23 protein-coding genes and 1 riboswitch are annotated in these 25,078 nt (G+C 32.4%); of the genes, 20 read left to right on the plus strand and 3 right to left on the minus strand.

Annotation, left to right across the window (positions count from 1 at the left end):
• Nucleotides 1-187: 187 nt before the first annotated feature.
• Nucleotides 188-1,498 (minus strand): sensor histidine kinase, encoded by a 1,311-nt coding sequence (locus JHL18_RS06985; protein ID WP_200267495.1) that lies wholly within the window; start codon nt 1,496-1,498, stop codon nt 188-190.
• A complete protein-coding gene (locus JHL18_RS06990) occupies nt 1,491-2,180 on the minus strand; it encodes a response regulator transcription factor (RefSeq protein ID WP_200267496.1) in 690 nt (229 codons plus the stop codon). The genes JHL18_RS06985 and JHL18_RS06990 overlap by 8 nt, the downstream gene beginning before the upstream one ends.
• 164 nt (nt 2,181-2,344) lie before the next feature.
• On the opposite strand from JHL18_RS06990, the gene JHL18_RS06995 reads away from it, so the two are divergent.
• The 19 genes from JHL18_RS06995 to JHL18_RS07085 all read left to right on the plus strand — a co-directional run bounded on the left by JHL18_RS06995 (nt 2,345) and on the right by JHL18_RS07085 (nt 18,800).
• The gene (locus JHL18_RS06995) at nt 2,345-3,070 is read left to right on the plus strand and encodes a TVP38/TMEM64 family protein (protein ID WP_200267497.1); all 726 of its coding nucleotides are present in this window, start codon (nt 2,345-2,347) and stop codon (nt 3,068-3,070) included.
• Nucleotides 3,071-3,074: 4 nt separating this feature from the next.
• Nucleotides 3,075-3,593 (plus strand): CDP-diacylglycerol--serine O-phosphatidyltransferase, encoded by a 519-nt coding sequence (gene pssA, locus JHL18_RS07000; RefSeq protein ID WP_200267498.1) that lies wholly within the window; start codon nt 3,075-3,077, stop codon nt 3,591-3,593.
• A 128-nt stretch (nt 3,594-3,721) separates the two neighbouring features.
• Nucleotides 3,722-4,729: an AI-2E family transporter gene (locus JHL18_RS07005; RefSeq protein WP_200267499.1), complete on the plus strand. Its 1,008-nt coding sequence runs from the start codon at nt 3,722-3,724 to the stop codon at nt 4,727-4,729.
• A gap of 339 nt (nt 4,730-5,068) precedes the next feature.
• Nucleotides 5,069-5,392 (plus strand): PadR family transcriptional regulator, encoded by a 324-nt coding sequence (locus tag JHL18_RS07010; protein WP_200267501.1) that lies wholly within the window; start codon nt 5,069-5,071, stop codon nt 5,390-5,392.
• Nucleotides 5,392-5,739, plus strand: a complete 348-nt coding sequence (locus tag JHL18_RS07015; protein ID WP_200267503.1) for a DUF1048 domain-containing protein — start codon at nt 5,392-5,394, stop codon at nt 5,737-5,739. Before JHL18_RS07010 ends, JHL18_RS07015 begins: the two co-directional genes overlap by 1 nt.
• Before the next feature lie 9 nt (nt 5,740-5,748).
• Complete coding sequence (locus JHL18_RS07020; RefSeq protein WP_200267505.1) at nt 5,749-6,099, plus strand: DUF1048 domain-containing protein; 351 nt, start codon at nt 5,749-5,751, stop codon at nt 6,097-6,099.
• A gap of 119 nt (nt 6,100-6,218) precedes the next feature.
• On the plus strand, nt 6,219-6,407 hold the full coding sequence (locus tag JHL18_RS07025) for a cysteine-rich KTR domain-containing protein (protein ID WP_200267507.1): 189 nt from the start codon (nt 6,219-6,221) through the stop codon (nt 6,405-6,407).
• Nucleotides 6,408-6,468: 61 nt separating this feature from the next.
• The gene (locus JHL18_RS07030; RefSeq protein WP_200267509.1) at nt 6,469-7,230 is read left to right on the plus strand and encodes an ABC transporter ATP-binding protein; all 762 of its coding nucleotides are present in this window, start codon (nt 6,469-6,471) and stop codon (nt 7,228-7,230) included.
• A complete protein-coding gene (locus JHL18_RS07035; RefSeq protein ID WP_200267511.1) occupies nt 7,231-7,995 on the plus strand; it encodes an ABC transporter permease in 765 nt (254 codons plus the stop codon).
• Nucleotides 7,996-8,304: 309 nt separating this feature from the next.
• Nucleotides 8,305-8,418: riboswitch (FMN riboswitch) on the plus strand.
• Between the two features lie 334 nt (nt 8,419-8,752).
• Entirely contained in the window at nt 8,753-9,853 is a 1,101-nt protein-coding gene (ribD, locus tag JHL18_RS07040) for a bifunctional diaminohydroxyphosphoribosylaminopyrimidine deaminase/5-amino-6-(5-phosphoribosylamino)uracil reductase RibD (RefSeq protein ID WP_200267513.1), read from the plus strand.
• 6 nt (nt 9,854-9,859) lie between these two features.
• Nucleotides 9,860-10,510 (plus strand): riboflavin synthase, encoded by a 651-nt coding sequence (locus JHL18_RS07045; RefSeq protein WP_200267514.1) that lies wholly within the window; start codon nt 9,860-9,862, stop codon nt 10,508-10,510.
• Between the two features lie 24 nt (nt 10,511-10,534).
• Nucleotides 10,535-11,743: a bifunctional 3,4-dihydroxy-2-butanone-4-phosphate synthase/GTP cyclohydrolase II gene (locus JHL18_RS07050; RefSeq protein WP_200267516.1), complete on the plus strand. Its 1,209-nt coding sequence runs from the start codon at nt 10,535-10,537 to the stop codon at nt 11,741-11,743.
• Nucleotides 11,744-11,816: 73 nt separating this feature from the next.
• Complete coding sequence (gene ribH, locus JHL18_RS07055) at nt 11,817-12,278, plus strand: 6,7-dimethyl-8-ribityllumazine synthase (protein WP_200267518.1); 462 nt, start codon at nt 11,817-11,819, stop codon at nt 12,276-12,278.
• An 80-nt stretch (nt 12,279-12,358) separates the two neighbouring features.
• Nucleotides 12,359-12,784 carry a MarR family winged helix-turn-helix transcriptional regulator gene (locus JHL18_RS07060; protein WP_200267520.1) on the plus strand — a complete coding sequence of 142 codons (426 nt, stop codon included), beginning with the start codon at nt 12,359-12,361 and terminating at the stop codon, nt 12,782-12,784.
• Between the two features lie 21 nt (nt 12,785-12,805).
• Nucleotides 12,806-13,168, plus strand: a complete 363-nt coding sequence (locus tag JHL18_RS07065; protein WP_200267522.1) for a VOC family protein — start codon at nt 12,806-12,808, stop codon at nt 13,166-13,168.
• 251 nt (nt 13,169-13,419) lie between these two features.
• Entirely contained in the window at nt 13,420-14,151 is a 732-nt protein-coding gene (locus tag JHL18_RS07070; protein ID WP_200267524.1) for a phage replisome organizer N-terminal domain-containing protein, read from the plus strand.
• Between the two features lie 204 nt (nt 14,152-14,355).
• Nucleotides 14,356-15,897 carry a glycosyltransferase family 39 protein gene (locus JHL18_RS07075; RefSeq protein ID WP_200267526.1) on the plus strand — a complete coding sequence of 514 codons (1,542 nt, stop codon included), beginning with the start codon at nt 14,356-14,358 and terminating at the stop codon, nt 15,895-15,897.
• A gap of 686 nt (nt 15,898-16,583) precedes the next feature.
• Nucleotides 16,584-18,512 carry a ribosomal protection-like ABC-F family protein gene (gene abc-f / locus JHL18_RS07080; protein WP_200267528.1) on the plus strand — a complete coding sequence of 643 codons (1,929 nt, stop codon included), beginning with the start codon at nt 16,584-16,586 and terminating at the stop codon, nt 18,510-18,512.
• 45 nt (nt 18,513-18,557) lie between these two features.
• Nucleotides 18,558-18,800: a hypothetical protein gene (locus JHL18_RS07085; RefSeq protein ID WP_207752979.1), complete on the plus strand. Its 243-nt coding sequence runs from the start codon at nt 18,558-18,560 to the stop codon at nt 18,798-18,800.
• A 138-nt stretch (nt 18,801-18,938) separates the two neighbouring features.
• On the opposite strand, the gene JHL18_RS07090 is transcribed toward JHL18_RS07085, so the two are convergent.
• Nucleotides 18,939-20,711 carry a glycoside hydrolase family 64 protein gene (locus JHL18_RS07090; RefSeq protein ID WP_200267532.1) on the minus strand — a complete coding sequence of 591 codons (1,773 nt, stop codon included), beginning with the start codon at nt 20,709-20,711 and terminating at the stop codon, nt 18,939-18,941.
• Between the two features lie 1,031 nt (nt 20,712-21,742).
• On the opposite strand from JHL18_RS07090, the gene JHL18_RS07095 reads away from it, so the two are divergent.
• Nucleotides 21,743-25,012 carry a CARDB domain-containing protein gene (locus JHL18_RS07095; protein WP_200267534.1) on the plus strand — a complete coding sequence of 1,090 codons (3,270 nt, stop codon included), beginning with the start codon at nt 21,743-21,745 and terminating at the stop codon, nt 25,010-25,012.
• The last annotated feature ends 66 nt before the right edge of the window (nt 25,013-25,078 follow it).

The raw sequence follows: 25,078 nt of genomic DNA on the forward strand, positions 1-25,078 counted from the left end.
GTCTTAGATAATTTAAATTAATTTCTAAGACACTGAATTTACTATATTTTAAACTTTTCAACATACTTTTTTTATATATGAGTTAATCCAACTTGTTTTATTTATTATATTGCTTATTTTTGATAAACTAACGCTAATTTCTTCTGTAGAACTAGAAGTTTTTCTTGATAGTATCATACCTACTTTTTCATATGTGTATGTTTAAAGTTATTATAACTAAAAATGTGTCTCCAGTTTTTGAGATACAGATGTTGCCTTTATGGCTTTCTATAATCTTTTTGCAGGTCTTTAGACCTATGCCTGTGCTATCTGCTGATTTTATATTATTTATTTTGTTTTCTACTGTAATAAATAATTCTTTATTTTTAACATAGTAATTTACTTTAATTACCTTAGAACTATCAGCATGTTTGGAGATATTAGAAAAAATGTTATCAAAAACTCTTCTCATTGATATTAAATTTATTTCAAGAGAAAAAGGTGTATCACTAGAGGTGATATCGAATTGAAAACCTTTGTTATCCAACATAAAAATTTGTTCTTGAATCAACTGTTCTAGAAGTTCATTTCCATTGAAAACTTCAAATTCTAAACTATCACGAGTGTTAAAGACTGTAAAATATTCGAATAGTTTATCAGATAGATATTTAATTTGATAAGCTTTTTCTCTGCTATTATGTATATACTGATTGAAAGCCTCATCCGTTTTATATTTCTTATATTCAATTATGTCCAAATAACCGACTAAAGCTGTTAGTGGAGTTCTTAAATCATGTGACAATGCTGTAATCAATTCACTATTTGCGAGTTTTGCTTCATCTTCGTTCTCTAATCTTTCAATAAAGGATTTTCTCATATCATTAATACTTTGAGCTAGTGAGGAAAGTTCATCATTGCTTCCTATAGTAATCGGATATGTTAAATCTCCGCCCTCCAATATTTTTATTTCATTTTCAAGCAGTCCAATATAAGTTATTTTTTTGTTAATAAAAAATAATATAAGAATTATAAAACAAAATAGTGATATAGCTACTCCAAAGAAAATTGAAATATAGTAATACTTGTATTCAAAAAAGCATTCCATATATATCTTTGCATTAGCATCAGTAAACGATATATCAACAAGAGCATTACTTGGGAAAATTGGTTTCTCTTTATATTGCTCATAACTGGTCAATTCATTATTTTTATCAGGGTAATAAACTAAATTATTGTCTTTATAAATAAAAAGATTCACATACTTATTTTTACGATTCCAGCTTTTTAACTTATCATAATCATTTATTGATAAATTATTATCTAATACATAGGTTTTAAATTCTGATATAGCCTGTATTTTTTGATTTGCTAGAAAGGAAGTTTTGTCAAAGTAATTGTTTAATAACTTATCTCCTAGTGTTTGTGTTAAAAGAAATATAAACACAGATATAATAAATGAAAATATTAGTGATGCTATTAATTTAACTTCTAATTTAGTAGACAAAAACTTCCTATTCAATCCTGTACCCCTTTCCCCAAACTGTTTTTATATATTTAGGATTCTGCGGATCTAGCTCTAATTTACTTCTTAAATTTCTTATATGAACCATAACTGTATTGTTACAAGAATAAAAATATGGTTCATTCCAGATACTTTCATATAAATTTTGGGCTGAAAAAATCTTTTTACGATTTTGAGACATTAATAAAAGAATATTGTACTCGATTTCCGTTAAAATAATTTCTTGTTCATCTATTGAAACTTCATTTGACGTTGTACTTATTTTCAATCCATTAATAGTAATTAAATCTGTCACATCGATTGTTTCTTTTCCCTTATACACATAGTATCTTCTAAGCAACGCCTTAACTCTTGATACCAATTCAGTATATGAAAATGGTTTTGAGAGATAATCATCACTTCCAGCAGAAAAGGCCATATATTTATCTGAATCTTGAGATTTTGCGGTTAGAAATAAAATAGGCGCACTTGTCTTTTCTCGAATTTCTATACAGGCTTTAAAGCCTGTTTTTTTAGGCATTACGATATCCAGTATTATTAGATCTATGCTGTCATCAACTTTGTTTATAGCGTCTTCACCATCTACTGCCTCTATTACATTGTAACCTTCACTCTCCAATAAAACTCGAACTATTTCTCTTATCTCATCATTATCATCTGCAATTAATATATTTTTCATAATATTTATTAATCACCTCCGCTTGCTATTAGTATATAATGCACTCCATCTTAAAGCTATAAGATTAAGATGACTTAAGAATTCTTAAGATTTGACATGTACAATTCTTAAGATGTTATAGATAGACTATTAATCATTAGATTCATCAAAGAAAGGAGCAAATTATGCATAGAACAAAAGTTGTATTATTAAGCAAAATACTACTGGCAGTATTGGGAGTATTAGCAGTTGTATTAACTATTAAATATTTACCATACCTAATTGAAATTACTATATCACTTGATAAATTCAGAGAATATATAATTTCAACTGGTAGATTTGGAGTTATAATATTCATTTCTTTTCAAATACTACAAACTGTTATTGCACCTATTCCTGGTGAAGTAATTCAAGTTGCTGGTGGATATATATACGGTACACCTCTAGGATTATTATATACAGTACTAGGAATGTTACTTGGATCTATTATAGCTTTTTATTTCACAAGATTAATAGGAGGTTCATTTATAGAAAAGCTTATTAAAAAGAAAAATTCTCAATGGATGTTAGATATTATGGACAGCAAAAAATTCTCTATTACTTTATTTATCTTTTTTATTATACCTGGGCTACCAAAAGACTTCTTAATATATATTGCAGGCTTAACACCAATTAAACCAGCAAAATTTTTTGGGATTTTACTTGTTAGTAGATTCCCTTGGCTCTTAGCTTCCGTTAGTATAGGCTCTAATATTCATTATGGAAACTATATATCAACGGTAATAATTTCACTTGTAGCTTTAGTATTATTTGTACTCGTAATAATTTATAAAGACAAGCTAATAAGTAGATTATCACAGGTTAAAGAAATTAATAAAATATGTAATTATCAATCTAAACAAGAGGAGTAGATATATGTTGAAAAAGTATATACCAAATATATTAACGTTTATGAATTTATCATTCGGGGTTATTTCAATAATTGAAGTTTTAAATAAAAACTTTTTAGGTGCAGCCATATTTATAATATTAGCAGCTTTTGTTGATAGATATGATGGCAGGATTGCAAGATTTTTAAATGTGCATAGTGAACTAGGAAAAGAGTTAGATTCTTTGGCAGATTTAATTTCATTTGGAGTTGCTCCAGCCATATTACTATTTGTTAAATATATTTTCCCTACTCAAGCTTTTAGTGTTATAGGAGTTATTCTCGTACTAACTTATGTAATATGTGGTTGCTATAGACTGGCTAAATATAATGTGAGTGAATTTGATGGTACTTTTACTGGAATACCAATAACACTTGCGGGGTTTATTGTTTCAGTATTTTCTTTGTTTGTACCTACTAATAATATAGCTATAATTTTATTTAGCATTTTAACGGTAATTCTTGCTTATCTGATGATATCAAAACTTAAGTTAAAAAAGATTTAGTTTGAAATAGTTAGTTTAAAACAAACTTTCTAGAATAGAACTTAAAAACAAAAAAATATGTAGCAGTACATGTGTAGATTACTGATATTTAAAATAAGTATTATTGCCTAAAGAGGAGGATCTTTTGTATGGAAGCAGAAAAAGAAGAATTTTGGAAAAGCGTAATAAGAACTAGTGCTGAATTCATACTTATAGCTTTAATAATATACCTTATGAGAAATTTATTTAATGTAGTTATTTTTACATTTATATTTTCTTATCTAATGTACAACTTACAAAAATATATTGTAGATAAATCACATTTGCCAAGAACAGTAGTAATAGTTGTTTTATATGTTGTTATTGTTGGATTAATAGGATTTATTATTTATAGATATATTCCCGAAATTATAAAAGAAGTTCAGGTTATATATGGAGAAGTATCGAAAATTAACATTCCTGATCAGTGGTCTGAATATATAGAAATTTTAACTAAGCAGATCGACATATCAAAATCATATGAGACTTTTATGAATACTTTGGTTGTTACAGGTAAAAGTTTATTGCAAGGAAGTTTTAATTTATTTATTTCATTAATATTAAGTATGATTTTCATTTTAGATATAGAAAGAGTGAAGAAGTTCTTACGCAAATTTAAGACTAGTAAGGTATCTAAAATTTATAATCGTCTTGAGTATTTTGGTACAAACTTCTTAAACTCTTTTGGAAAGGTAATACAAGCTCAAATTTTAATAGCTTTAGTAAACTCTATTCTTTCTACAATAGCTTTATGGATTATGGGATTTCCACAACTAATAGGCTTAGGTTTTATGATATTTGTATTAAGTTTTATACCAGTTGCTGGTGTTATAATATCTTTAATACCACTTTCTTTAATAGCATTTAATATTGGTGGCATAATCAAATTAGTATCTGTTATTATAATGATTGTTCTATTACATAGTTTAGAGAGTTATATATTAAATCCTAAATTAATGTCTGATAGGACCTCCTTACCAGTACCTTTTATATTTATAATACTAATTCTTGGAGAGGAATTAATGGGCACATGGGGGTTGTTGCTAGGAATACCTTTAGTTATTTTTGCTTTGGATATTTTAGATGTTAGGATATCGGATGAGTCTAAAAAGAGTTAAAATTTGAGATTAATATAATAAACTAAAAAACTTAAGGACATTTTATCCTTGAGAAAGTTCAATGGTGATTTACTAAAAAGACTATAAATATATAAAACGTACCCTGTAAAGTAGATATTAAAATATACTACTTTACAGGGTATTTTTTAATGTCCTTTACAAAGAGTATAGTCTAAGTAATTCTGAGAATTCTTTAATATAAATCAACTATATTATTTTAAATGCCACTGATAAAAATAAAAAATATTATATTGACTCTATCACTACTACGTGATACTATATAGTAGTAGTAAGTAATACTGAATACCAGTAATACTAGATAGTGAAGAGGTGATATATTTGGATAATATAACAGAAATGTTAAAGGGTGTACTAGAAGGCTGTGTTCTTGAGATAATCAGCTATGAGGAGATATATGGTTACGAGATTACTAAGAGGCTCAATGCACTGGGATTTTCCGATATCGTAGACGGTACAGTCTATACAATATTGGTTAGGCTAGAAAAGAATAAACTAGTAGAAACTACGAAAAAACCATCTGATATGGGACCTCCGCGAAAGTTTTTCACCCTCAATGATGCAGGACGTGAGGAATTGAAGAAGTTTTGGGAAAAGTGGGAGTTTGTATCATCAAAAATCAATGAGTTAAAGGAGAGGAAATAATGAATTTTTGGGAGAAGATTACGGGAAGCGATATGACTAAAGAATTTAAAAATTTTGAAGCACGAGCGAAAGTGCTACCTGAGGATTATCAAGCTGCATGGGAAAAAATCAAGACTAATCTTTGGCAGCACTCAGATTTTACCGGTCGTAACCTCATGCCAATTCTTGATGGTGTACTTGGTCTGCTAGAAGAAACTGCTGCGGACGGTCAGAGTATACAAGAGGTTTTAGGTGAGGATATCAAAGGCTTCTGTTCAGCGTTAGTTGGAGAAGAAGGGGCAAAGTCTTATCGTGACAAGTGGCGCGAGCAACTCAACAATAATATCGCTAAAAAGTTAGGTAAATAGGAGGATAAAATGAGAATACAAGATATAATTGAAGGCAAAAAGGAATGGAAAGCACATGTGGCTCGTGTCAAAGCACTACCTAAAGATTATCAGATCGTTTATAAAGAAATTCAAAAATATCTTTTTAAGGTAGGACCTGTTGAACTAACTGATGGAATAGGGTTACTCTCTGGTATTATTGATCTTTTTGAAGAAGGTGCGTCCTTAGGAAAAGGTGTGTTAGAAGTGACTGGTAGTGATGTAGCGGCTTTCTGTGACGAGCTAATTAAAGACTCAAAAACTTACGCTGACATCTACCAAGAATCTGTTGACCAAAAAGTTAGCAAGGCCATGAAAAAGGTTACGGATAAAACAAAGTAAATTGAAAGTAGCGTAATGTTTATAGTATCTAATGTACAACCAATTAATTACAACAATATTCTTAAACAGGACCTAAAGTTATATTGATCAACAAAAACATCAAATAAGGGGATGATAAAATGTGTGAATACCAGTGGATATTATGCCCGGTATGTGGAAACAAAACAAGGGTTAAGATAGGTGCTGATACAGTGCTTGAAAACTTCCCCCTATTTTGTCCTAAGTGTAAGCAGGAAACAATAATAAATGTAAGGAAACTTAAGGTATCAGTTATTAAAGAGCCAGACGCTAAGACGCAGAGCCGATAACATGTGAGTGAAATCACAGTTATCGGCTCTTTTTACTGTAATTGTAGAGGAGGAAAATAAATTGAAAAAAAATATCATACAGCTTAAAGGTGTAAAAAAGTCTTACAAAAGTGTAGAAGTACTCAGAGGAATAGATTTAGAAATAGAACAAGGAGGTATCTTTGCATTACTAGGGTCAAATGGAGCAGGAAAAACAACAATGATTAGAATTATGGCTACTTTACTTAAAGCAGATGCTGGAAGTGTCGTAATAAATGGCTTTGATATTGAAAAAAGTCCGAGAGACATTAGAAATTCTATCAGTCTTACTGGGCAGTTTGCTGCTATTGATGAAGTTTTGACTGGACGTGAAAATCTTCAAATGATAGCAAAACTAAGGCATCTTAAAAATCCAAAACAAGTAGCAGATGAATTGATTAATCGTTTTGGTATGTCAGAGGCAGCAGACCGCAGGGTGGGGACTTACTCAGGAGGCATGAAAAGAAGAATTGATATTGCAATGAGTCTTGTGGGAAATCCAAAAATTATTTTCTTAGATGAGCCAACAACAGGACTTGATCCAGAGGCCCGTTTAGAGGTCTGGAAGATTGTAAAAGAGTTATCGGCTAGAGGAACTACAGTATTCTTAACAACTCAATACTTAGAGGAAGCAGAACAACTTGCAGATAAAATTGCTATTCTTCATGGTGGAAAAATAATTGCTTTAGATACACTAGAGGGATTGAAGAAATTATTTCCGCCTGCAAAGGTTGAATATGTTGAAAAACAGCCTACCTTAGAAGAAATATTCCTAACAATCATTGGTAAAGGAGAGGAAAAATAAATGGAATCAACAAATAAATATTTTTTAAAAGATATAAGCGTCATGTTTGGACGTTCTATGCGTCATATTTTTAGAAGTATGGATACAATCATCACAGTATGTATTACGCCAATTGCCATGATGTTATTATTCGTATATGTATTTGGCGGTGCAATTAAAACTGGTACAGAAAATTATGTTGATTATCTATTACCAGGTATTATGCTAATGACTATTGGTAGTGGGATTGCATATGTAGCTTATCGTTTATTTATAGATAAAGAACATGGTATCTTCGAACGTTTTCATTCTATGCCTATCGCTCGTTCTACAGTATTGTGGGGACATGTATTAACCTCATTAATTTCCAATGGAATTTCTATAGTAGTGATTATACTTGTTGCGTTATTAATCGGCTTCCGATCTTCAGCAGGAATCTTAGAATGGTTATCTGTATTTGGGATCCTTGGGATATTTACACTTGCTTTGACCTGGATTGCTGTAATTGCAGGACTTGCTGCAAAAACACCAGATGGTGCAGGGGCATTCTCTTACCCAATAATCTTCTTGCCGTTTATTAGTTCTGCATTTGTACCAACAGATACTATGCCTTCAGCAGTGCGTGCCTTTGCAGAAAATCAGCCTGTAACTCCTATAGTAGAAGCTATTCGTAATTTATTAGCAAATAAACCAGTAGGAAATGATATATGGGTTGCGCTAGCTTGGTGTTTAGCAATAACAGTTGTTGCTTATATTTTTGCAATGAGGAGTTATAAAAAATTATAAATTATCTTTATATTAAGTATAAACTAAAATTCTTGAAGGCTTTTAAAGCTTATAAGTTTCAATGTTACTTATGTTATTCTTATAGGATTCCTGACTAAACTATTAAGTTATACCTGCCAGATAATGCCCAGAAGACGGGATTATCGAACAAGTATAACTTAAGTTTCGGTATAAGAATCCTTGACTTGTGATACTTATAAAATGCTTGGTTATTAATAGTTGATAATGGATTATAATGATGAAGTAAGAATAAAATAGCTATATTGACATATTTATTTCATTATGATAAAGTTAGGCTGTAAAAATTAAATATATCTTCAGGGCAGGGTGTAATTCCCTACCGGCGGTATAGCCCGCGAACCGTAAGGTTGATTCGGTGAAACTCCGAGGCCGACAGTAAAGTCTGGATGGAAGAAGATGAGTAGTATACTCTTGATGCATAGTTCTATGGTTTTTACTATAGTATTTATAATCAAGATATTTTGTGGATTTTTAGCGCCCTGAGAATTATTTTCTCAGGGCTTTTTTAATGTATATGAAAGCATATAAATTCTGTGCTAAGCAAGCTTAGTATAAAGTTTTTAACTTAGCTAAGTCTATATATTTCAATAGCTTTATAAGTTTTTTGTGCTATACAGTAAAAAATAAAGTTTATTCACCTGTCGGTTCTTCCATATATAGATGCATTAAAGGGTCGCTGAAGAAAATTACTTCAGCGACCCTTTTTCATTTTTAAGTAATTGATTGGAGTGATGGTATGGATATTAAGTACATGCAAAGAGCGCTTGAACTGGCGAAAAAGGGGATAGGATACACCAATCCTAATCCGCTGGTAGGTGCAGTGATAGTAAAAGATGGCAGAGTGATCGGTGAGGGATATCATGAGGTTTATGGAGGTCATCATGCGGAGGTTAACGCCTTTTTAAATTCTACAGAGGATGTTAAAGGTGCAACTATGTATGTTACTCTTGAACCTTGCTCTCACTATGGTAAGACCCCACCTTGTGCCAAGGCAATAGTGGAAAAGGGAATAAAGAAAGTAATTATAGGAATGGAAGATCCTAACCCGCTAGTATCTGGGAGAGGAATAAAGATTATTAAAGAGGCTGGTATAGAAGTAATCACTGGAATCCTTGAAGAGGAAGGAAGAAAGCTAAATGAAGTATTTATTAAATATATAAGCACAAATCGCCCCTTCTGCACGATGAAAACTGCAATGACTCTTGATGGTAAGATAGCTACTTATACAAATGCTTCTAAGTGGATTACCGGAGAACTTTCTAGAAAATATGTACATGAACTTAGACATAGGGTGGCAGGTATAGTTGTAGGAATAGGTACAGTGCTTGCAGACGACCCAGCTTTAACCACGCGATTAGAAGATGGAACAGGAAATGACCCAATAAGAATAATCATAGACAGTAGTGCAAGTATACCACTTGAAGCAAAAGTTCTAAACCTAAAATCAGACAAGAAAACTATTATAGCAACTACTGAAAAAGCTGATAAAAGCAAGCTAAAGGCACTGGAGGAAAAGGGTGCTGAAATTATAATTACACCTTCTAAAAATGGAAGAGTAGATTTACCCTTGTTGATGAAGGAGCTTGGAGTGAGGAAGGTTGACAGTGTTCTTCTTGAAGGTGGCAGTGAATTGAATTATTCGGCTCTAGAGGAAGGGGTTGTAGATAAAGTAAATGCTTTTATAGCTCCTAAAATTATTGGAGGAAATGAGGCAAAGACCCCGGTAGGTGGTAGGGGAAAAGCATATATGGGTGAGGCAATAAAACTTAATAACATAGATATTTACAGGCTTGGAGATGACATGATGATAGAAGGATATATTAAAAAGGAGGTTTAGCTTTTAATGTTCACTGGATTGGTAGAAGAAATAGGTAGAGTAGAGTCAGTTCTTAAATCAGAAAAATCCGCAAGGATAACTATTAAAGCTAAAACTGTTTTACAGGGAGTAAAGTTAGGTGACAGTATCTGTACCAATGGAGTATGCCTTACTGTAACTTCTTTTGACAGTTCTAGGTTCACAATAGATGCAATGGCAGAGACAATGAGACGAAGTAATCTAGGAAAGCTTTCTCCTGGTGACGAAATTAATCTTGAAAGAGCTTTAAAGGTAGGAGACAGACTGGGAGGTCATATTGTAAGTGGTCACATTGACGGAATTGGAATTATAGAAGATTACCAGGGGGAAGACAACGCAGTATGGATTACAGTTGGTGCTTCATCAGAAATTCTAAGATATGTTGTCCAAAAAGGCTCTATTACAATAGATGGAGTAAGTCTTACAGTGGCATATGTAGATGATTCGATATTTAAGGTTTCTATTATTCCCCACACTAAGGACATGACTACCTTGCTTCGTAAGAAAATTGGGGACGAGGTAAACCTTGAGTGCGATATGATAGGAAAATATATTGAAAAGTTTCTTGGTGCTAAAGAGCAGGTATCAGTAAAAAAGGATATAGATTTTAATTTTTTAAGTGAAAATGGATTTGCATAAATATTAAAGGAGGATTGGAAAGCGATGAAATTTAATTCAATTGAAGAAGCTATTGAAGATATCAAAGCAGGAAAAATGATTGTTGTAGTTGATGACGAGGACAGAGAAAATGAAGGAGATCTTATTATAGCGGCAGAGAAGGTAACACCAGAGGCTATAAACTTTATGGCGAGGTTTGGTAGAGGCCTTATCTGTATGCCTGTTACTGGAGAGAGATTGAGGAAACTTAACATTCTTCCTATGGTGGAGAAAAATACAGATTCCCACGAAACAGCCTTTACTGTATCAATAGATGCTGCCGAAACATCTACAGGAATATCAGCTTATGAGAGAGCTGACACAGTGCTCAAGGTTATTGATCCAAGTTCGTCAGAGATGGATTTTAAGAGACCAGGTCATATGTTTCCACTAGAAGCTAAAGAGGGTGGAGTATTAAAAAGAGCGGGGCATACAGAGGCAGCTGTAGATTTAGCAAGAATGGCAGGTTTTTGTCCTGCTGGTGTTATATGCGAAATAATGAATGAAGATGGAACTATGGCTAGGCTTCCACAGCTTATGGAATATGTAAAAGAACATAATCTTAAGATAATAACAATTGCTGATCTCATCGCTTATAGAAGAAAAAATGATTCATATGTAAATAGAGTAACAGAGGCAATGCTACCTACAAAATATGGTGAGTTTAAGATGGTAGGATATGAAAATACTTTAAATGGTGAACATCATGTTGCTTTAGTAAAAGGTGATATTTCAGGTGAGGAGCCAGTTCTTATAAGAGTTCACTCGGAATGTCTCACTGGTGATGCCTTTGGATCTTTAAGATGTGATTGTGGGGAGCAGTTTGCTGTAGCTATGAAAGAAATAGAAAAGGAAGCTCGAGGAATACTCCTTTATATGAGACAGGAAGGTAGAGGTATAGGACTTATAAATAAGATCAAAGCTTATGCATTACAAGATTCTGGGATGGATACTGTAGAAGCAAATCTTGCGTTGGGATTTCCAGAGGATTTGAGAGACTACGGTATTGGAGCTCAGATTCTTTCAGACCTTGGGGTACAAAAAGTAAAACTAATGACCAATAACCCAAAGAAAGTTTCAGGGCTTATAGGTTATGGGATAGAAATTGTGAGTAGAGTATCGATACAAATGAATCACAATGAAAAGAATGAGTATTACTTAAAAACTAAAAAGGAAAAGTTAGGGCATATATTGGATTTCGGTGAAAACAACTAAGTTAAATAATAGATTTATAAAAATTAAGAGCTTATAAATTTAGTAAATAAGATTAAAAATGGAGGAGTTAAAAATGAAAATGTATGAAGGAAAGTTAGTAGCAGAAGGATTAAGGTTTGGTATTGTAGTAGGTAGATTTAATGAATTTATTGGAGGAAAACTTTTAGGGGGGGCTTTTGACGCTTTAAAGCGACATGGTGTAGAAGAAAATGAAATTGAAGTAGCATGGGTCCCAGGCGCATTTGAGATTCCACTTGCAGCAAAGAAAATGGCTAAATCAAATAAGTATGATGCAGTTATCTGTCTTGGAGCGGTAATAAGAGGGGCGACACCTCACTTTGATTATGTAGCAGGTGAAGTATCAAAGGGGATTGCAAGCGTATCTTTGGAAACAGAAGTTCCGGTAATATTCGGTGTAGTAACCACTGATACAATTGAGCAGGCCATAGAGAGAGCAGGAACAAAGGCAGGAAATAAGGGATACGATGCAGCAGTTACAGCAATTGAAATGGCAAACCTTCTTAAACAGTTCTAGTATTAAGGATTGTTAAGCTTGACTGATAAATTTTATAGCATTACAATATAGTTGTTGTGACAACCAAGGTGGTGATGATTATGAAATTTAATTTAGAAGATTCCCTGGGATTTATTCTAAATAGGGTGAATACAAAATTTAAAAATGAACTGTTTCAGAGACTAAAGGAATATGATGTGACACCAGAGCAATGGTCCGTACTTAATTGTTTATGGGTGCAAGAAGGTGTCACTCCTAAGGAATTGGCAGATATAATCTTTAAAGATAAGCCAAACACTAATCGTATTCTTGAAAAGTTGCAAACAAAAGAATTGATTGTTAGAAAGCCTCATCCATTAGATAAGAGGGCCTTTCAAATCTTTTTGACTGATCGTGGGCTGGCATTAAAGGATGAATTAATTCCTAGGGTTGAGCAGTTATTGGAGGAATCAACAAAAGGAATAGAAACACCCAAAGTTGAAGAGATGAAAAGGCTTTTAAATCAGATGTATGATAATATAAAATGATTTTTCAGGAGGTAGTAAATTATGAATTTTTGTTGGGTAACATTATATGTAAAAGATATGGAGGAATCTCTTAAATTCTATAATGAGATAATTGGATTAAAAATTGCAGAGAGATTTAACGCAGGAGAAGAAATGCAAATTGCGATGCTTGGGGAAACTGATGGACCAAAAGTTGAATTGATATATGATAAAAATCAGAAAGCTTTTGGATTCAAGGAAGGGATCTCTATTGGATTTCAAGTTGAATCACTTGATAAGGCTATGGAACTATTAAAAGACAAAGATATTCCAATAAAGAGAGGTCCGATTTCACCTAATCCATCAACTAAGTTTTTCTTTGTAGATGATCCAAACGGTATAGAGGTTCAAATAGTTCAACATTAGTATATATAGGTGTAAAAGCTATTTAAGTAAAATATAAAATTAGTTATTTTAGTATTAGAAATAACTGTTAAGTGTTAAGGAGTTTTATAAATAAACCCGTTAAGTGCTTTTAGAAGCATTTAGCGGGTTTATTTATAAAAAAATTTTAAATAACACTGTAATATCATCTTTTAGAGCATATATACTTTTTAGAAGACATAACAAAGCAACTAAAAATATAGAAAAATAAAACTTTAAGGAGAATGAGATTTATGAGAGAAAGAAAATATGTAAAGTTCAGAGTTGATATGTATGAGGATACTAAATTTAAAATAATAGATATGAAACCAGAAAGAGATGTAATCCATTATATATGGAATAGGTTGGTATTGCTTGCGGGAAAAGTTAATCTAGAAGGAGATATGTTTCTTTCAAAGAACATTCCATATACAATAGAGACTTTAGCAATAGAGTTTAATAGGGATGCATCTCAAATTAAGCTGGCATTGGATGTGTTTATTGAACTTGAGATGATTGAGGTAACCAGTGAAAAGATATTTGTAGTGAAAAATTTTGCTAAGCATCAAAATATTAAAGTGAAGAAAAAAGAAGTATCTAAGAATGAAGCCATTGAAGTGAAAAACTCTACTTCTTTTTTAAATGAACAAACTGCAAATATAACTTCTAAGAGTAATATAGAAAATGATAAAAATGCTAATGGGCAAATTATAAAAATTAGTAATAAAGATCTTGATACGGTTAACGGTAGTAGAAATGATAATACTGGCAGCGGCACTTTATTAGAGTATAATTCTAAAACCCTGAAAAATAAGAAGATGGCAGGTGGTAATAAAAGGAGGAAAAAGGGCAATTCAAAAGAGGATAATGTTGACGAAATAGTTAGCTATGATGGAGTAGCGGATGATGTAGAAGAATGTGTATCCGATGGAGTAAGGCCTTTAGGGAGAGGTGAAATAAGTATTAATGAGTGGTCCTTTGGATAATTTTCTTTTTCAGATTAATTTATAAAAACTATAGTTGAGTGTTGATTTTACCATGGGAAAAAGTTTATTATATGGAAATTACTAAGAAAGGTTATAAAATGCGATAATTCACTCAATATATTGGCAATGGCTTAAAATCAATGATTGCGTATTCTGTTTACTCTCGTGTACAATTATGGTATACGTTGATTAAGGAGTTATTATATGAAGTGTTTATTAAAGTTTTTAAAAGAAAATTGGAAAGTAGTATCTCTAATTGTAATAGGAATAGTAGTTAGAATAATTTATCTTGGAATTGTGCCTGGTGGTATTAATCAGGATGAGGCATTTGCAGGATATGAAGCCTATTCATTATTGCGTTATGGAATAGATTCAAGTGGATATCATTTACCTGTCTACTTTGTTTCTTGGGGCAGTGGGATGAATGTCTTAAATAGTTACCTCATGATCCCATTTATTATGTTGTTTGGACTTGAAACCTGGGTAATCAGATTACCGCAGGTATTGGTAGGGTGTGCTTCACTTCCAGTATTTTATCTTCTTTTAAAGAAGGTTTTTGGAGAGAAGACAGCTTTGATTGGTTTATTTATATTAACAATTTCACCTTGGCATATCATGATGACTCGTTGGGGGTTAGAATCCAATCTAGCACCAGGATTTCTTTTATTCGGACTATATTTCTTTATACTTGGAATAGAAAATAATAAGTATATGATTCTGTCTGCATTATTTTATGGGCTTGGATTATATACTTATGCAGCCATTTGGACAGTAACAGCTTTGATTATTATGATAAGCATAGTTTATTATTGCTATAGTAATAGGCCACGAGTAAACAGGTATTTGATGATTTCGTTAGTAATACTAATTGTATTTGCAATACCGCTTTTATTATTTATTATGGTGAATAAGGGACTAATTAATGAAATTAAAACACCGTTTATTTCTATTCCTAGAATGGTTTATTATAGGGGGGGAGAAGTATCTCTCAAGAACATATCTGACAATATGAAGACTTTGTATGGAGTTGTGGGAAAACAATCAGATGGTCTTTTATGGAATGAAATAGATAAGTTTGGTTTGTATTATAAATTTAGTATGCCATTGATTTTTATTGGACTAATCTATTTAGTTGTGAAGATATTTACTAAGATAAAGTCTGGGATGCATAGCATGGAGATGTTTATATTAATTCAGCTCTTAGCTGCAACTGTACTAGGATGCTTAGTTTCAGTGAACGTAAATAGAGTGAACTCTATACATATTCCTATTCTCATTTGTTTAACACTTGGTATTAGTTTCTTCAGTGAAAAGATAAATAAGAAAATTGTTTTTGCTATAGCTTTCATATATTCGGTTAGCTTTGTTTCATTTTTTAATAATTATGTAACTGACTATAATAAAGATATTTCAGTCAGTTTTCAGAGGGGATTAGAAGATGCAGTGGGTTTTGCAATGAAATTTGATGATGCGCAAGTTTATGTAACAGATGGTATACTTTATCCAAAAGTACTTTTTTACTCAAAATTTCCTACAGATGAATACGTAAAAACTGTTAAGTATAAAAATTATCCGGCAGCCTTTTTAAGTGTTTCTTCTTGCGGAAATCTTCATTTTGGAATAAATAAATCAGAATTAAATCCTGAGAAAGTATACATCATCAATAACAACGAGTTTAAAGATTATGCAGACAGAGGCTATAATATTGAGCATTTTGAAAATTTTTCAGTTGCTTATATGAAATGATAAGATGGATATAGATTAGTAATAAATTTGATTCTTTTATGTTTACATAAATTACAAGTTATGATATTATAAAGAAAAAGTTATTGAAAGGGGAAAGTAAGTTATGACACCAGCTAATTGCTAATATTAATTTAATTAAAAATTAATAGTTATTTTGTAACGAGTTTTAATTTGCCTAATTATTATTAGGTTTTGTTGTTATACTCTTTATGGAATAAGGCATTTGGAAGGTAACTTACTTTACTGAAATAGATATTTTAATTTATTTGTTTAGTATTTCAATAATGTTTTGGAATATTTATATAGACTTCCTTAGGAAGTTGATGATTAGATAGTTAAGCTTAATAAGATAATGTTTGTGATGATATTGATCTGATATGAATATTATTTTGCTTATCATATGTATTGATGGTCATAGCTGTTTTTATGGTGAAAGTTTTGGATTTATATCTTGAAAAACTAGTATAGCTATGAACTGAATATGAATCTAATCTAGATAAATTATAATAAAAGCAAATTTCGGACTGTAAGAAGATTAATCTTCTTACAGTCCTTTTTAGTGTTTAGTAAAATATAGCTTTTGTAATAATAGCTCTTTTTAGTTTCGGTTGTGCTAAAGAAGAGATATTGTATATGCCTATTCATAGAAAGAGTAATCTAGATTATAGATGAAAGAAGGAATATTTATGTTTGAATTATCGTTAAATGGTGTAAAAAAATATATGGAAGCTACTCAAGTGACTGAAAATATAACCTTTGAAGTTTATTCAGGTGAAAAGGTTGGCATAGTAGGAGCAAATGGAAGTGGAAAGAGTACTATCTTAAAGTTAATAGCAGGCATAGAACAAATGAACTACTATCCAGGTTATCCTCAAACTTCAAGTTACGGATATGATGAAGGTTTTATCAATTTACCAAGAGAAGCTACCGTTGCATACCTTGAGCAAATACCTCAATATGCAGATGGCTTGAAGGTTATTGATGTGTTAAATTTAGCTTTTCAAGAAGTTCATGATATAGAGGGAAAAATGCGTAAGTTAGAGGAAGATATGAAGGGTCTCAGTGATGACGAGCTTGAAAGAGCATTGAGAAAATATAGTACTTTAGTGCAGCAGTTTGAAGTAAAAGGTGGATATGAGATAGAAGAAAAGCTAGGAAAAGTATGCACAGGGTTAAAATTAAATGAAAGTTTCTTAAACAAGGATTTTAGTTTATTGAGTGGTGGAGAGAAAACTACGGTTGTACTCGGAAAGCTTCTAATAGATAACCCAGATATACTGCTTTTAGATGAGCCCACAAATCATTTAGATATGGATTCTATTGAATGGCTAGAAGGCTATCTTAATGGATATAAGGGAATTGTAATAATTGTCTCTCATGATAGGTATTTTTTAGATAATGTAGTAAATAAGATTGTAGAGATTGAAGATATGGAATCCATGACCTACAAGGGTAATTATTCATCCTATGTAAGACAAAAAGAAGAGAATATGAGAGTACAATTTGAGCAGTTTAAAGAACAGCAAAAACAGATAAATGCTATGGAAAAGCAAGTGAAGGATTTGAGAGACTGGGCGATGAGGGCTGATAATAACAAATTCTTCAGAAGAGCTGAAAGCATACAAAAAAGACTGGATAAGCTAGAGAAAATTGATAAGCCAGTGTTTGATAAGCAAAATATGAAATTAAGCTTTAAGGCAACTGGAAGATCAGGTAACGAAACTATAAAGGCTGAAAAACTATATAAGAGTTATGAAGACAAGGTGATTTTTAATAATGCAGAGTTGCTTATTAACTATGGTGAAAGAGTAGCGCTTATAGGACCTAATGGATGCGGAAAAACTACTTTCCTAAAGCTGCTACTCGGAGAAGAGTTAGCGGATTGTGGGAAGGTAGAACTGGGTGCTAGTGTGATGGCAGCCTACCTACCTCAAAACATTATTTTTGAAAATGAAGAGATAACAATACTTGAATGCTTTAGGGAGGATATCTATATACTAGAGGGTAAAGCAAGAGAATATCTCTCTAAGTTTATGTTCTATGGCAGTAGTGTATTTAAAAAGGTAAAACATTTATCTGGTGGTGAAAAAATTAGGTTAAAGCTTGCTAAACTGCTTTATGAAGATATAAATCTTCTTATATTGGATGAACCAACTAATCATCTTGATATTGATTCTATAGAAACCTTTGAAGAGGCTTTGGAAGAGTTTAAAGGAACTATATTCTTTATATCTCATGATAGATATTTCATAAACAAAATTGGCGAAAGAGTAATTTCTGTTGAGAATAATGGATTTAAGAGCTATCTAGGAAATTACGATTATTATAAAACTGAAAGGGAGAAGTTTAAGCAACAGACGGTTGAAGAAGTGGTGGTAAAAACAGAGAAGCCAAAGAAAGTAAGAAGTATAGATGAAAACAAGAAAAGAGAAGTTGAAAAAGAGAAAACTCTAAGAAAGCTTGAAAGCCTTGAAAAAGAAATAAATGATATTGATTTAGAGATGAGTAGCTCAGGCGTACACTATGATGAACTCAATAAGCTTTATTTGAGAAAAGAAGAATTAAATAAAGAATTAGATGGGATCATGGAAGTATGGTTAAGCTTTGAGGTCTAATTTTAAAATAATAAATTTTAATATGAAGTGGTACATCCATATATGATGGAGAATAAGATTGGAGATAATGATATGTTAATAGAATTAAGTGGAGATATACAATGGATATGTCTTATAATAGAATGGATTCTACTTATGTACCTTTACTATAAATATAGAAAGAATAGAGATAGTGACGGTGATAAAGTAATCATAACTAAAAAGAATGGCCAAATAGTAATGGTTTTACTGGTAGTAGTAAATGTTATATTGGTAATATCAAAAATTATTGGCATGTTTAAAAATTAGAAAGTTTACTATAAATTAATTTATAGTAATTAATAAGAAAAGAGATGCCACATTAGTAGTAAAAAATACTGATGCGGCATCCTTTTTATTATTTATTTAGTATATTCTTAATATACTGAGTTAATAGTTTTTTAGTTATTACCAGCCTACATTGATTATTGCATACTTAGGGTCTGGAGTATTTAATGTACTGCTGTAGTCAAAAGCGTCATCATAGCAGAAGCCATAGGCTCTGTTTTCATATGAATGATCATGCCAGAATTTTGCAAAGTAGTTTGCAGGGCCAGCTTTATAGAAGTAGTTTGAATCAGACCAATGTGCAGGGTCAAGCATTACATGTCTGTTGAAGGCTGCACAAAGTTGAGTTTTGATAGCTTTTTCATCATCATTTCCGCCATCCAATATTCCGTTTCCTAGTAAAACTTCTTGTGTAGTTGGTTTTCCATGAACATAAAGGTTATATGCTCCGTTATCTTTTTTGAACACAAAGTCACTACCTACTACATGACCGCTATAAGTTCCACGATCGCATTTAAATACTAATTCATGAGTTGTGTAGTAGTTATAAACTTCATTGATATAGCTGTCAAAATAATGAGCGTTAGCTCTGTCTGCAGTGAAAGTACCTAGTCCTTGAGCAGGAGCATAAATTCTATCTCCAGCTTTAACTAATGATTTGAATTCAGTAGGTACTGAGTTTTGGTAGTCAGCGATTAATTGGTCACGTGTACCTATATCTCCACCTATTCTGTTATATCCATTGTTTCCTACCAACTGTATATTGTATGAATAGCAGAATTGGTCAACTCTTGTTGTATTTATCCAGAAACCATCTGAAGTCCATGCAAATTCAGCCCATTCAAACATGATTCCAGTGTTAGGATCTGAAGTGTTAGCTAAGTTTGGACCAGCATAACCGATTAATCCATCAGCTGCTTGATTAACTCTCATATATAGAGGTTGTCCATAGCTTACATACATTCTTGCTCCAATGATCTTTGGAACATAAGCATAGCTTTGTTGACTAGCTTTATAGAAATAATTTGGGTAATTAAAAGTACCATCTGGAGTTGTTTTTGTTAAATGTCCAGCAGCATCATTGTCTGAAACTTGCATAGGAATAAGGTTTCCGTTTAAGTCTAAATGAACAAACTTTTTAGTTATTGGGTCTTGTCCAACTATAGCCCAATAAACTTGATCGTTTGAGTACTTACCATTTGTTTGATTGTTTACTTGTAAAGTAACGAAACCAGACTTAAGTGGTGGTGTTGTAGGATTTGTAGGTGAGCCGATGTAGATTTTAACTGAAGTCATTTTATCGTTAGCAGAATCACCAATCCATGATGAGCTTGCAGTAAAGGTCCATTTTGTGCCAGTAAAGTTATCGCCATCATATGCCTCAACTGTCCAGCCACTAGGTACTTTAAGTGAAGTCATCCAATTGTCTTGAATTCCAGCAGCTTTCATTTGTGCCAATGTGTAGTTTCCAGGTTGTAAAGATACTGAAGTTCCACCGTAGTTTATATCTTGGTAAAATACAGCTGCAGTAGTAGGGTTAGTTGGGGTGGTTGAACCTACTGTATAGGTGAACCAAGTTGTATCATAAGCAGCTGTGCCGTTGTTATATGTAAATGAATACTTAATAACATCGCCAGGTGCTACAGTAACTTTTTGTTCATATCTACCCGAAGAGCTGTTGTAAGTTGTTCTTAGATTTTGTTGAGCTCCAGAATTTACCATGTAATGAGCATCAACCCAAGTAGTATTTACAGAAGATTTTAGCCATATAGTAGCAGTAGTTCCTGATACATCTACGCCGTTGGTAAAGTCAGCTGCTAAGACTTTAACGGTAGATAGTGGACAAATAAGCATAGCTAACATAGAGAATGCTAATAAAAGTTTTTTAAACATAAAGAATACCTCCTAATTATATTATTTAGAAAACGTTTTCTAATAGACCTTGTTTATATATTTCATTAATCTTGTAAAGCTTTATATTTTATGGTGTATTCCAATGGCATGTGGAAAAATAATTTTTACATCACCTCTATCCTCTAAAAATCCATGCATTGAATGAATACACTGATTTGATTAATGCCATGATTAAATAAAAAAGATTTATTTGTAGACAAAAGAATAATTTTAGTTAGTGCGATTAAATGAGTATGTATTTTATTGAAAATTAAAATAGGATTTATGATTGAAATATCTAGAAGGGTATCATAATGATACAGGTTTAATGGTTATAGGGTTTTACTACATATAATTTCATTAGTATGATATTGCTAATGAAAAATTGCAATTATGTGACTGATTTGTTAATCATCTATAGACATTGTACCATTTTTATGGATTTATTGGAATACATTTCTTTTAAAATTTTGCAAATAAACATATTTTTTATTTATTTATCAGATAAATTAGCATATAGGAACATAAAGAGTTGACTTAGTGTTTAACATAATATAACTATATAATGTAAAGAAAGGCTAGTAATTGATTCGTAATCATATGATGTCTGATATAATCATTTCAATAAAAAAACAAATAGTTTCATATAGGTTAATAAAGTGTGTAGTATTGCAAACCAATTAGCATAATAGTCTACTTTTTTTGAAACATAGAAAATAGTATAGTTATGTTATTAAATCGTTTACGGAAGTCTAATAGATGATTATCCAATAATTACAGCTTATATCCGCTTATATTTTTACAATTCTAGAATACCTCTAACACTCTCTATATAAAGTAACAAATTATATATTTTCATAGCTTATAAAAATGTACTGCTTTAATTTGATAAATTAAGAGGCTTAGATTAAATCTCGTGAGTCCAAACCAATATTAAATTGCTAATTTTTAAATTTATAGTTTGCTGAGTAAGATTCATATAATTATAAATTTAATTATTAAGATTAAAAATTAAAAATGGAGGTAAAAACATGAAGGGAGTCTTTAAAAAGTTAATGACTACCTTGCTTGCAACTACTGTGGTATTTGCACAAGGCTTGGTACTTTCAAAGACATCTTATGCTGCAGATGCAGTAAACTTAGCAGCTGGTAAATCCATAGTGTCAAACAATTATACTCAAACCTATGTGGCTGCCAATGCAAACGACGGAAATGTTAATACTTATTGGGAAGGGGCATCATATCCTAGCAATTTAACAGTTGATTTAGGATCAGTTCAGACTGTAAATAAGGTTGTGTTGAAACTGAACCCAGATAGTGTTTGGGCTAAAAGAACTCAAGCTTTATCGGTTTTAGGAAGTACAGACAATTCAACCTATAGTACAATTGTAGCATCAAATACTTATACTTTTGATCCCGCAACAGGAAATACAGTAACAATTAATTTCTCAAATACAAGTCAAAGATATGTTCGATTAAATATCACTGCTAATAGTGGTGCTACAGGAGGACAAGTAGCAGAGTTTGAAGTTTATGGTTCTGCTACATCAGTAGGGTCACCAGACTTAGTGGTTACAGACATAACTTGGAATCCTGCAAGTCCAGCAACTAATAATGAAGTTACTTTTAGTGCAGTAATAAAGAATCAAGGAACTGGAGCAACACCAGCTGGAGTGAAACATGGTCTTAGTATATTTGTAGATGGAACTCAAGTTAACTGGTGTGATACCTTTAATTCGTCTTTACCATCAGGAGGAACTGCTACTTTAACTTGTAATGGTGGACCAAACTCTAAAGCTACCTGGACAGCTACAAGTGGAATTCATACTGTTAGAGCGTTCATTGATGATGTAAGTTTAATAGGTGAATCAAATGAAAGTAATAATAATTTAGAAAAAAGTATAACCGTATCCTCAAATACTGCTAAAGCAGATTTAGTAGTAACAGGTTTAACCTTTGCCCCAATAAATCCAACAGCAGGTCAAACAGTAACCTTTACTGCAACAGTTAAGAATCAAGGTGCTGCGGCTACAACAGCTGGTTTAAGTAATGTAGTTGGTTTCAATATTGGAAGCACAAAGGTTACAGGATCAACTACAGCATCAATACCTGTAGGTGGAACTGCAACAGTTACTGGAACTTGGACATCAGTAGCAGGAACCTTTACACCTTCAGCTAATGCAGATGATACAAATGTTATAATTGAAAGTAATGAGTCAAACAATTCTTATACAAGTTCAACACAATTAGTGGTTACAGCACCAACTAAACCGGATTTAGTGGTTACAAACGTATCCTGGAATCCATCAAATCCTCAAGCAGGAAATACAGTTACTTTAACTGCAACTGTTAAGAATCAAGGGGCAGCAACAACTGCAGGAGTATCAAATGTTGTTGGCTTTAATGTGGGTAGTACAAAGGTTACTGGCTCAACTACTGCTTCTATAGCAACTGGTGCAACAGCTACAGTAACTGCAAACTATACAGCAGTATCAGGAACTTACACAGTTTCAGCAAATGCTGATGATACAAATGTTTTTGCTGAAATAGATGAAACAAATAACTCTTATACTAGTGGAACTCAAATGGTAGTAACAACTCCATCTGTTCCAGGAAGCCGCGGAGCTACAGTACCTTATACAAGATATGAAACAGAAGATGCTTCAATAGGAGGAGGCGCAGTATTACGTACAGCTCCAACCTTTGATTACTCACTTATAGCTTCTGAGGCTTCAAATCAGAAATATGTAGCTCTTCCAACTAACGGTTCCTATGTAGAGTGGACTGTAAATCAAGGTGGTGCAGGTGTTGATATGCGATTTACAATACCTGATACAGCTGATGGAATGGGTCTAAATGGTTCATTAGATTGCTATGTAAATGGTACAAAGGTTAGTACTATTTCACTAACTTCCTACTACTCATGGCAGTACTTTACAAGTGATCAGCCTGCAGATGCTCCAAATGGAGGTCAAGCAGCATTTAGATTTGACGAAACTCACTTTAAACTTCCTACAGCTCTTAAAGCTGGAGATAAGATAAGAATCCAAAAGACAAATGGTGATAGCATTGAGTATGGAGTTGACTTCTTAGAAATTGAACCAGTTCCAGCTGCTATTTCAAAACCAGCTAATGCTCTTTCAGTAACAGACTACGGCGCAACACCAAATGATTCAACTGATGACCTTGCAGCCTTTAACTCTTGTGTAAATGCAGCAGCTTCTTCTGGAAAGACTGTATATATACCTGAAGGCAAGTTTAACTTAGGTGGTATGTGGACTATAAATGCAAATAATATAACTATCACTGGTGCTGGAATGTGGTATACAAACCTTCAGTTTACATCACCAAACTCAGCAAGTGGTGGTATATCCTTAAGAGTTACTGGAACAATTGATTTCAGTAATGTATATATGAACTCTATGCTTAGAACTAGATATAATCAAAATGCAATATACAAAGCGTTTATGGATAACTTCGGTACAAACTCTCGTATCCACGATTTCTGGGAAGAGCATTTTGAATGTGGTTTCTGGGTAGCTGATTATGCTCATACTCCAGCCATACCAGCAGATGGATTAATAATATCTAATGGACGTGTTAGAAATAATTTAGCCGATGGTATAAACTTCTGCCAAGGTACTAAAAACTCTACAGTCCAAAACTGTAGCGTAAGAAACAATGGTGATGATGGTTTAGCTATGTGGCCTGACAGCACAATGAATGCTCCAATGGAAGTAAACAACACCTTCAGTTATAATACAATTGAAAATAACTGGCGTGCAGCTGCAATAGCTATCTTCGGAGGCTCAGGACACAAAGCAACTAACAACTATATCAAGGATTGCTTTATGGGATCAGGTATTAGGTTAAACACAGTATTCCCTGGGTACCATTTTGAAAATAACACAGGAATTACTTTCTCAGACACTACAATAATAAACTCAGGTACAAGTAAGGATTGTTATAATGGAGAAAGAGGGGCTATAGATCTAGAAGCATCAAATACTGGAATTAAGAATATAACTTTCTCAAATATAGATATCATAAACTCTCAAAGAGATGCAATACAATTTGGATATAGTGGGGGGTTCTCTAATATTAACTTCAATAATATCACTATAGATGGAACAGGAAAAGATAATATAACTACTTCAAGATTCTCACAGCCACATTTAGGTGAAGCTATCTACACTTACACAAATAACGGATCGGCTACCTTTACTAATCTAACTATGAGAAACATTGAAGCAACTGATCCTTATCTAATTCAAAATGGGTTTGTTGTAACAGTGAAATAAATTATATAGGTACTAATAAAAAAGATAAGTGAAACTATTATGTTTCTCTTATCTTTTTTTATATTT

It is taken from the genome of Clostridium yunnanense, assembly GCF_016595795.1.
GTDB lineage: Bacteria > Bacillota > Clostridia > Clostridiales > Clostridiaceae > Clostridium_AR > Clostridium_AR yunnanense.

Bases quoted from the DNA above. Each gene is read 5' to 3' on its own strand.
- JHL18_RS07050 (WP_200267516.1), top strand. From the start codon at position 10,535: ATGAAATTTAATTCAATTGAAGAAGCTATTGAAGATATCAAAGCAGGA.
- JHL18_RS06990 (WP_200267496.1), bottom strand. From the start codon at position 2,180: ATGAAAAATATATTAATTGCAGATGATAATGATGAGATAAGAGAAATA.
- pssA (WP_200267498.1), top strand. From the start codon at position 3,075: ATGTTGAAAAAGTATATACCAAATATATTAACGTTTATGAATTTATCA.
- ribD (WP_200267513.1), top strand. From the start codon at position 8,753: ATGGATATTAAGTACATGCAAAGAGCGCTTGAACTGGCGAAAAAGGGG.
- JHL18_RS07070 (WP_200267524.1), top strand. From the start codon at position 13,420: ATGAGAGAAAGAAAATATGTAAAGTTCAGAGTTGATATGTATGAGGAT.
- JHL18_RS07090 (WP_200267532.1), bottom strand. From the start codon at position 20,711: ATGTTTAAAAAACTTTTATTAGCATTCTCTATGTTAGCTATGCTTATT.
- JHL18_RS07045 (WP_200267514.1), top strand. From the start codon at position 9,860: ATGTTCACTGGATTGGTAGAAGAAATAGGTAGAGTAGAGTCAGTTCTT.
- JHL18_RS07065 (WP_200267522.1), top strand. From the start codon at position 12,806: ATGAATTTTTGTTGGGTAACATTATATGTAAAAGATATGGAGGAATCT.
- JHL18_RS07075 (WP_200267526.1), top strand. From the start codon at position 14,356: ATGAAGTGTTTATTAAAGTTTTTAAAAGAAAATTGGAAAGTAGTATCT.
- JHL18_RS07085 (WP_207752979.1), top strand. From the start codon at position 18,558: ATGGAGAATAAGATTGGAGATAATGATATGTTAATAGAATTAAGTGGA.
- JHL18_RS07015 (WP_200267503.1), top strand. From the start codon at position 5,392: ATGAATTTTTGGGAGAAGATTACGGGAAGCGATATGACTAAAGAATTT.
- JHL18_RS07060 (WP_200267520.1), top strand. From the start codon at position 12,359: ATGAAATTTAATTTAGAAGATTCCCTGGGATTTATTCTAAATAGGGTG.
- JHL18_RS07025 (WP_200267507.1), top strand. From the start codon at position 6,219: ATGTGTGAATACCAGTGGATATTATGCCCGGTATGTGGAAACAAAACA.
- abc-f (WP_200267528.1), top strand. From the start codon at position 16,584: ATGTTTGAATTATCGTTAAATGGTGTAAAAAAATATATGGAAGCTACT.
- ribH (WP_200267518.1), top strand. From the start codon at position 11,817: ATGAAAATGTATGAAGGAAAGTTAGTAGCAGAAGGATTAAGGTTTGGT.
- JHL18_RS07035 (WP_200267511.1), top strand. From the start codon at position 7,231: ATGGAATCAACAAATAAATATTTTTTAAAAGATATAAGCGTCATGTTT.
- JHL18_RS07095 (WP_200267534.1), top strand. From the start codon at position 21,743: ATGAAGGGAGTCTTTAAAAAGTTAATGACTACCTTGCTTGCAACTACT.
- JHL18_RS07020 (WP_200267505.1), top strand. From the start codon at position 5,749: ATGAGAATACAAGATATAATTGAAGGCAAAAAGGAATGGAAAGCACAT.
- JHL18_RS07005 (WP_200267499.1), top strand. From the start codon at position 3,722: ATGGAAGCAGAAAAAGAAGAATTTTGGAAAAGCGTAATAAGAACTAGT.
- JHL18_RS06995 (WP_200267497.1), top strand. From the start codon at position 2,345: ATGCATAGAACAAAAGTTGTATTATTAAGCAAAATACTACTGGCAGTA.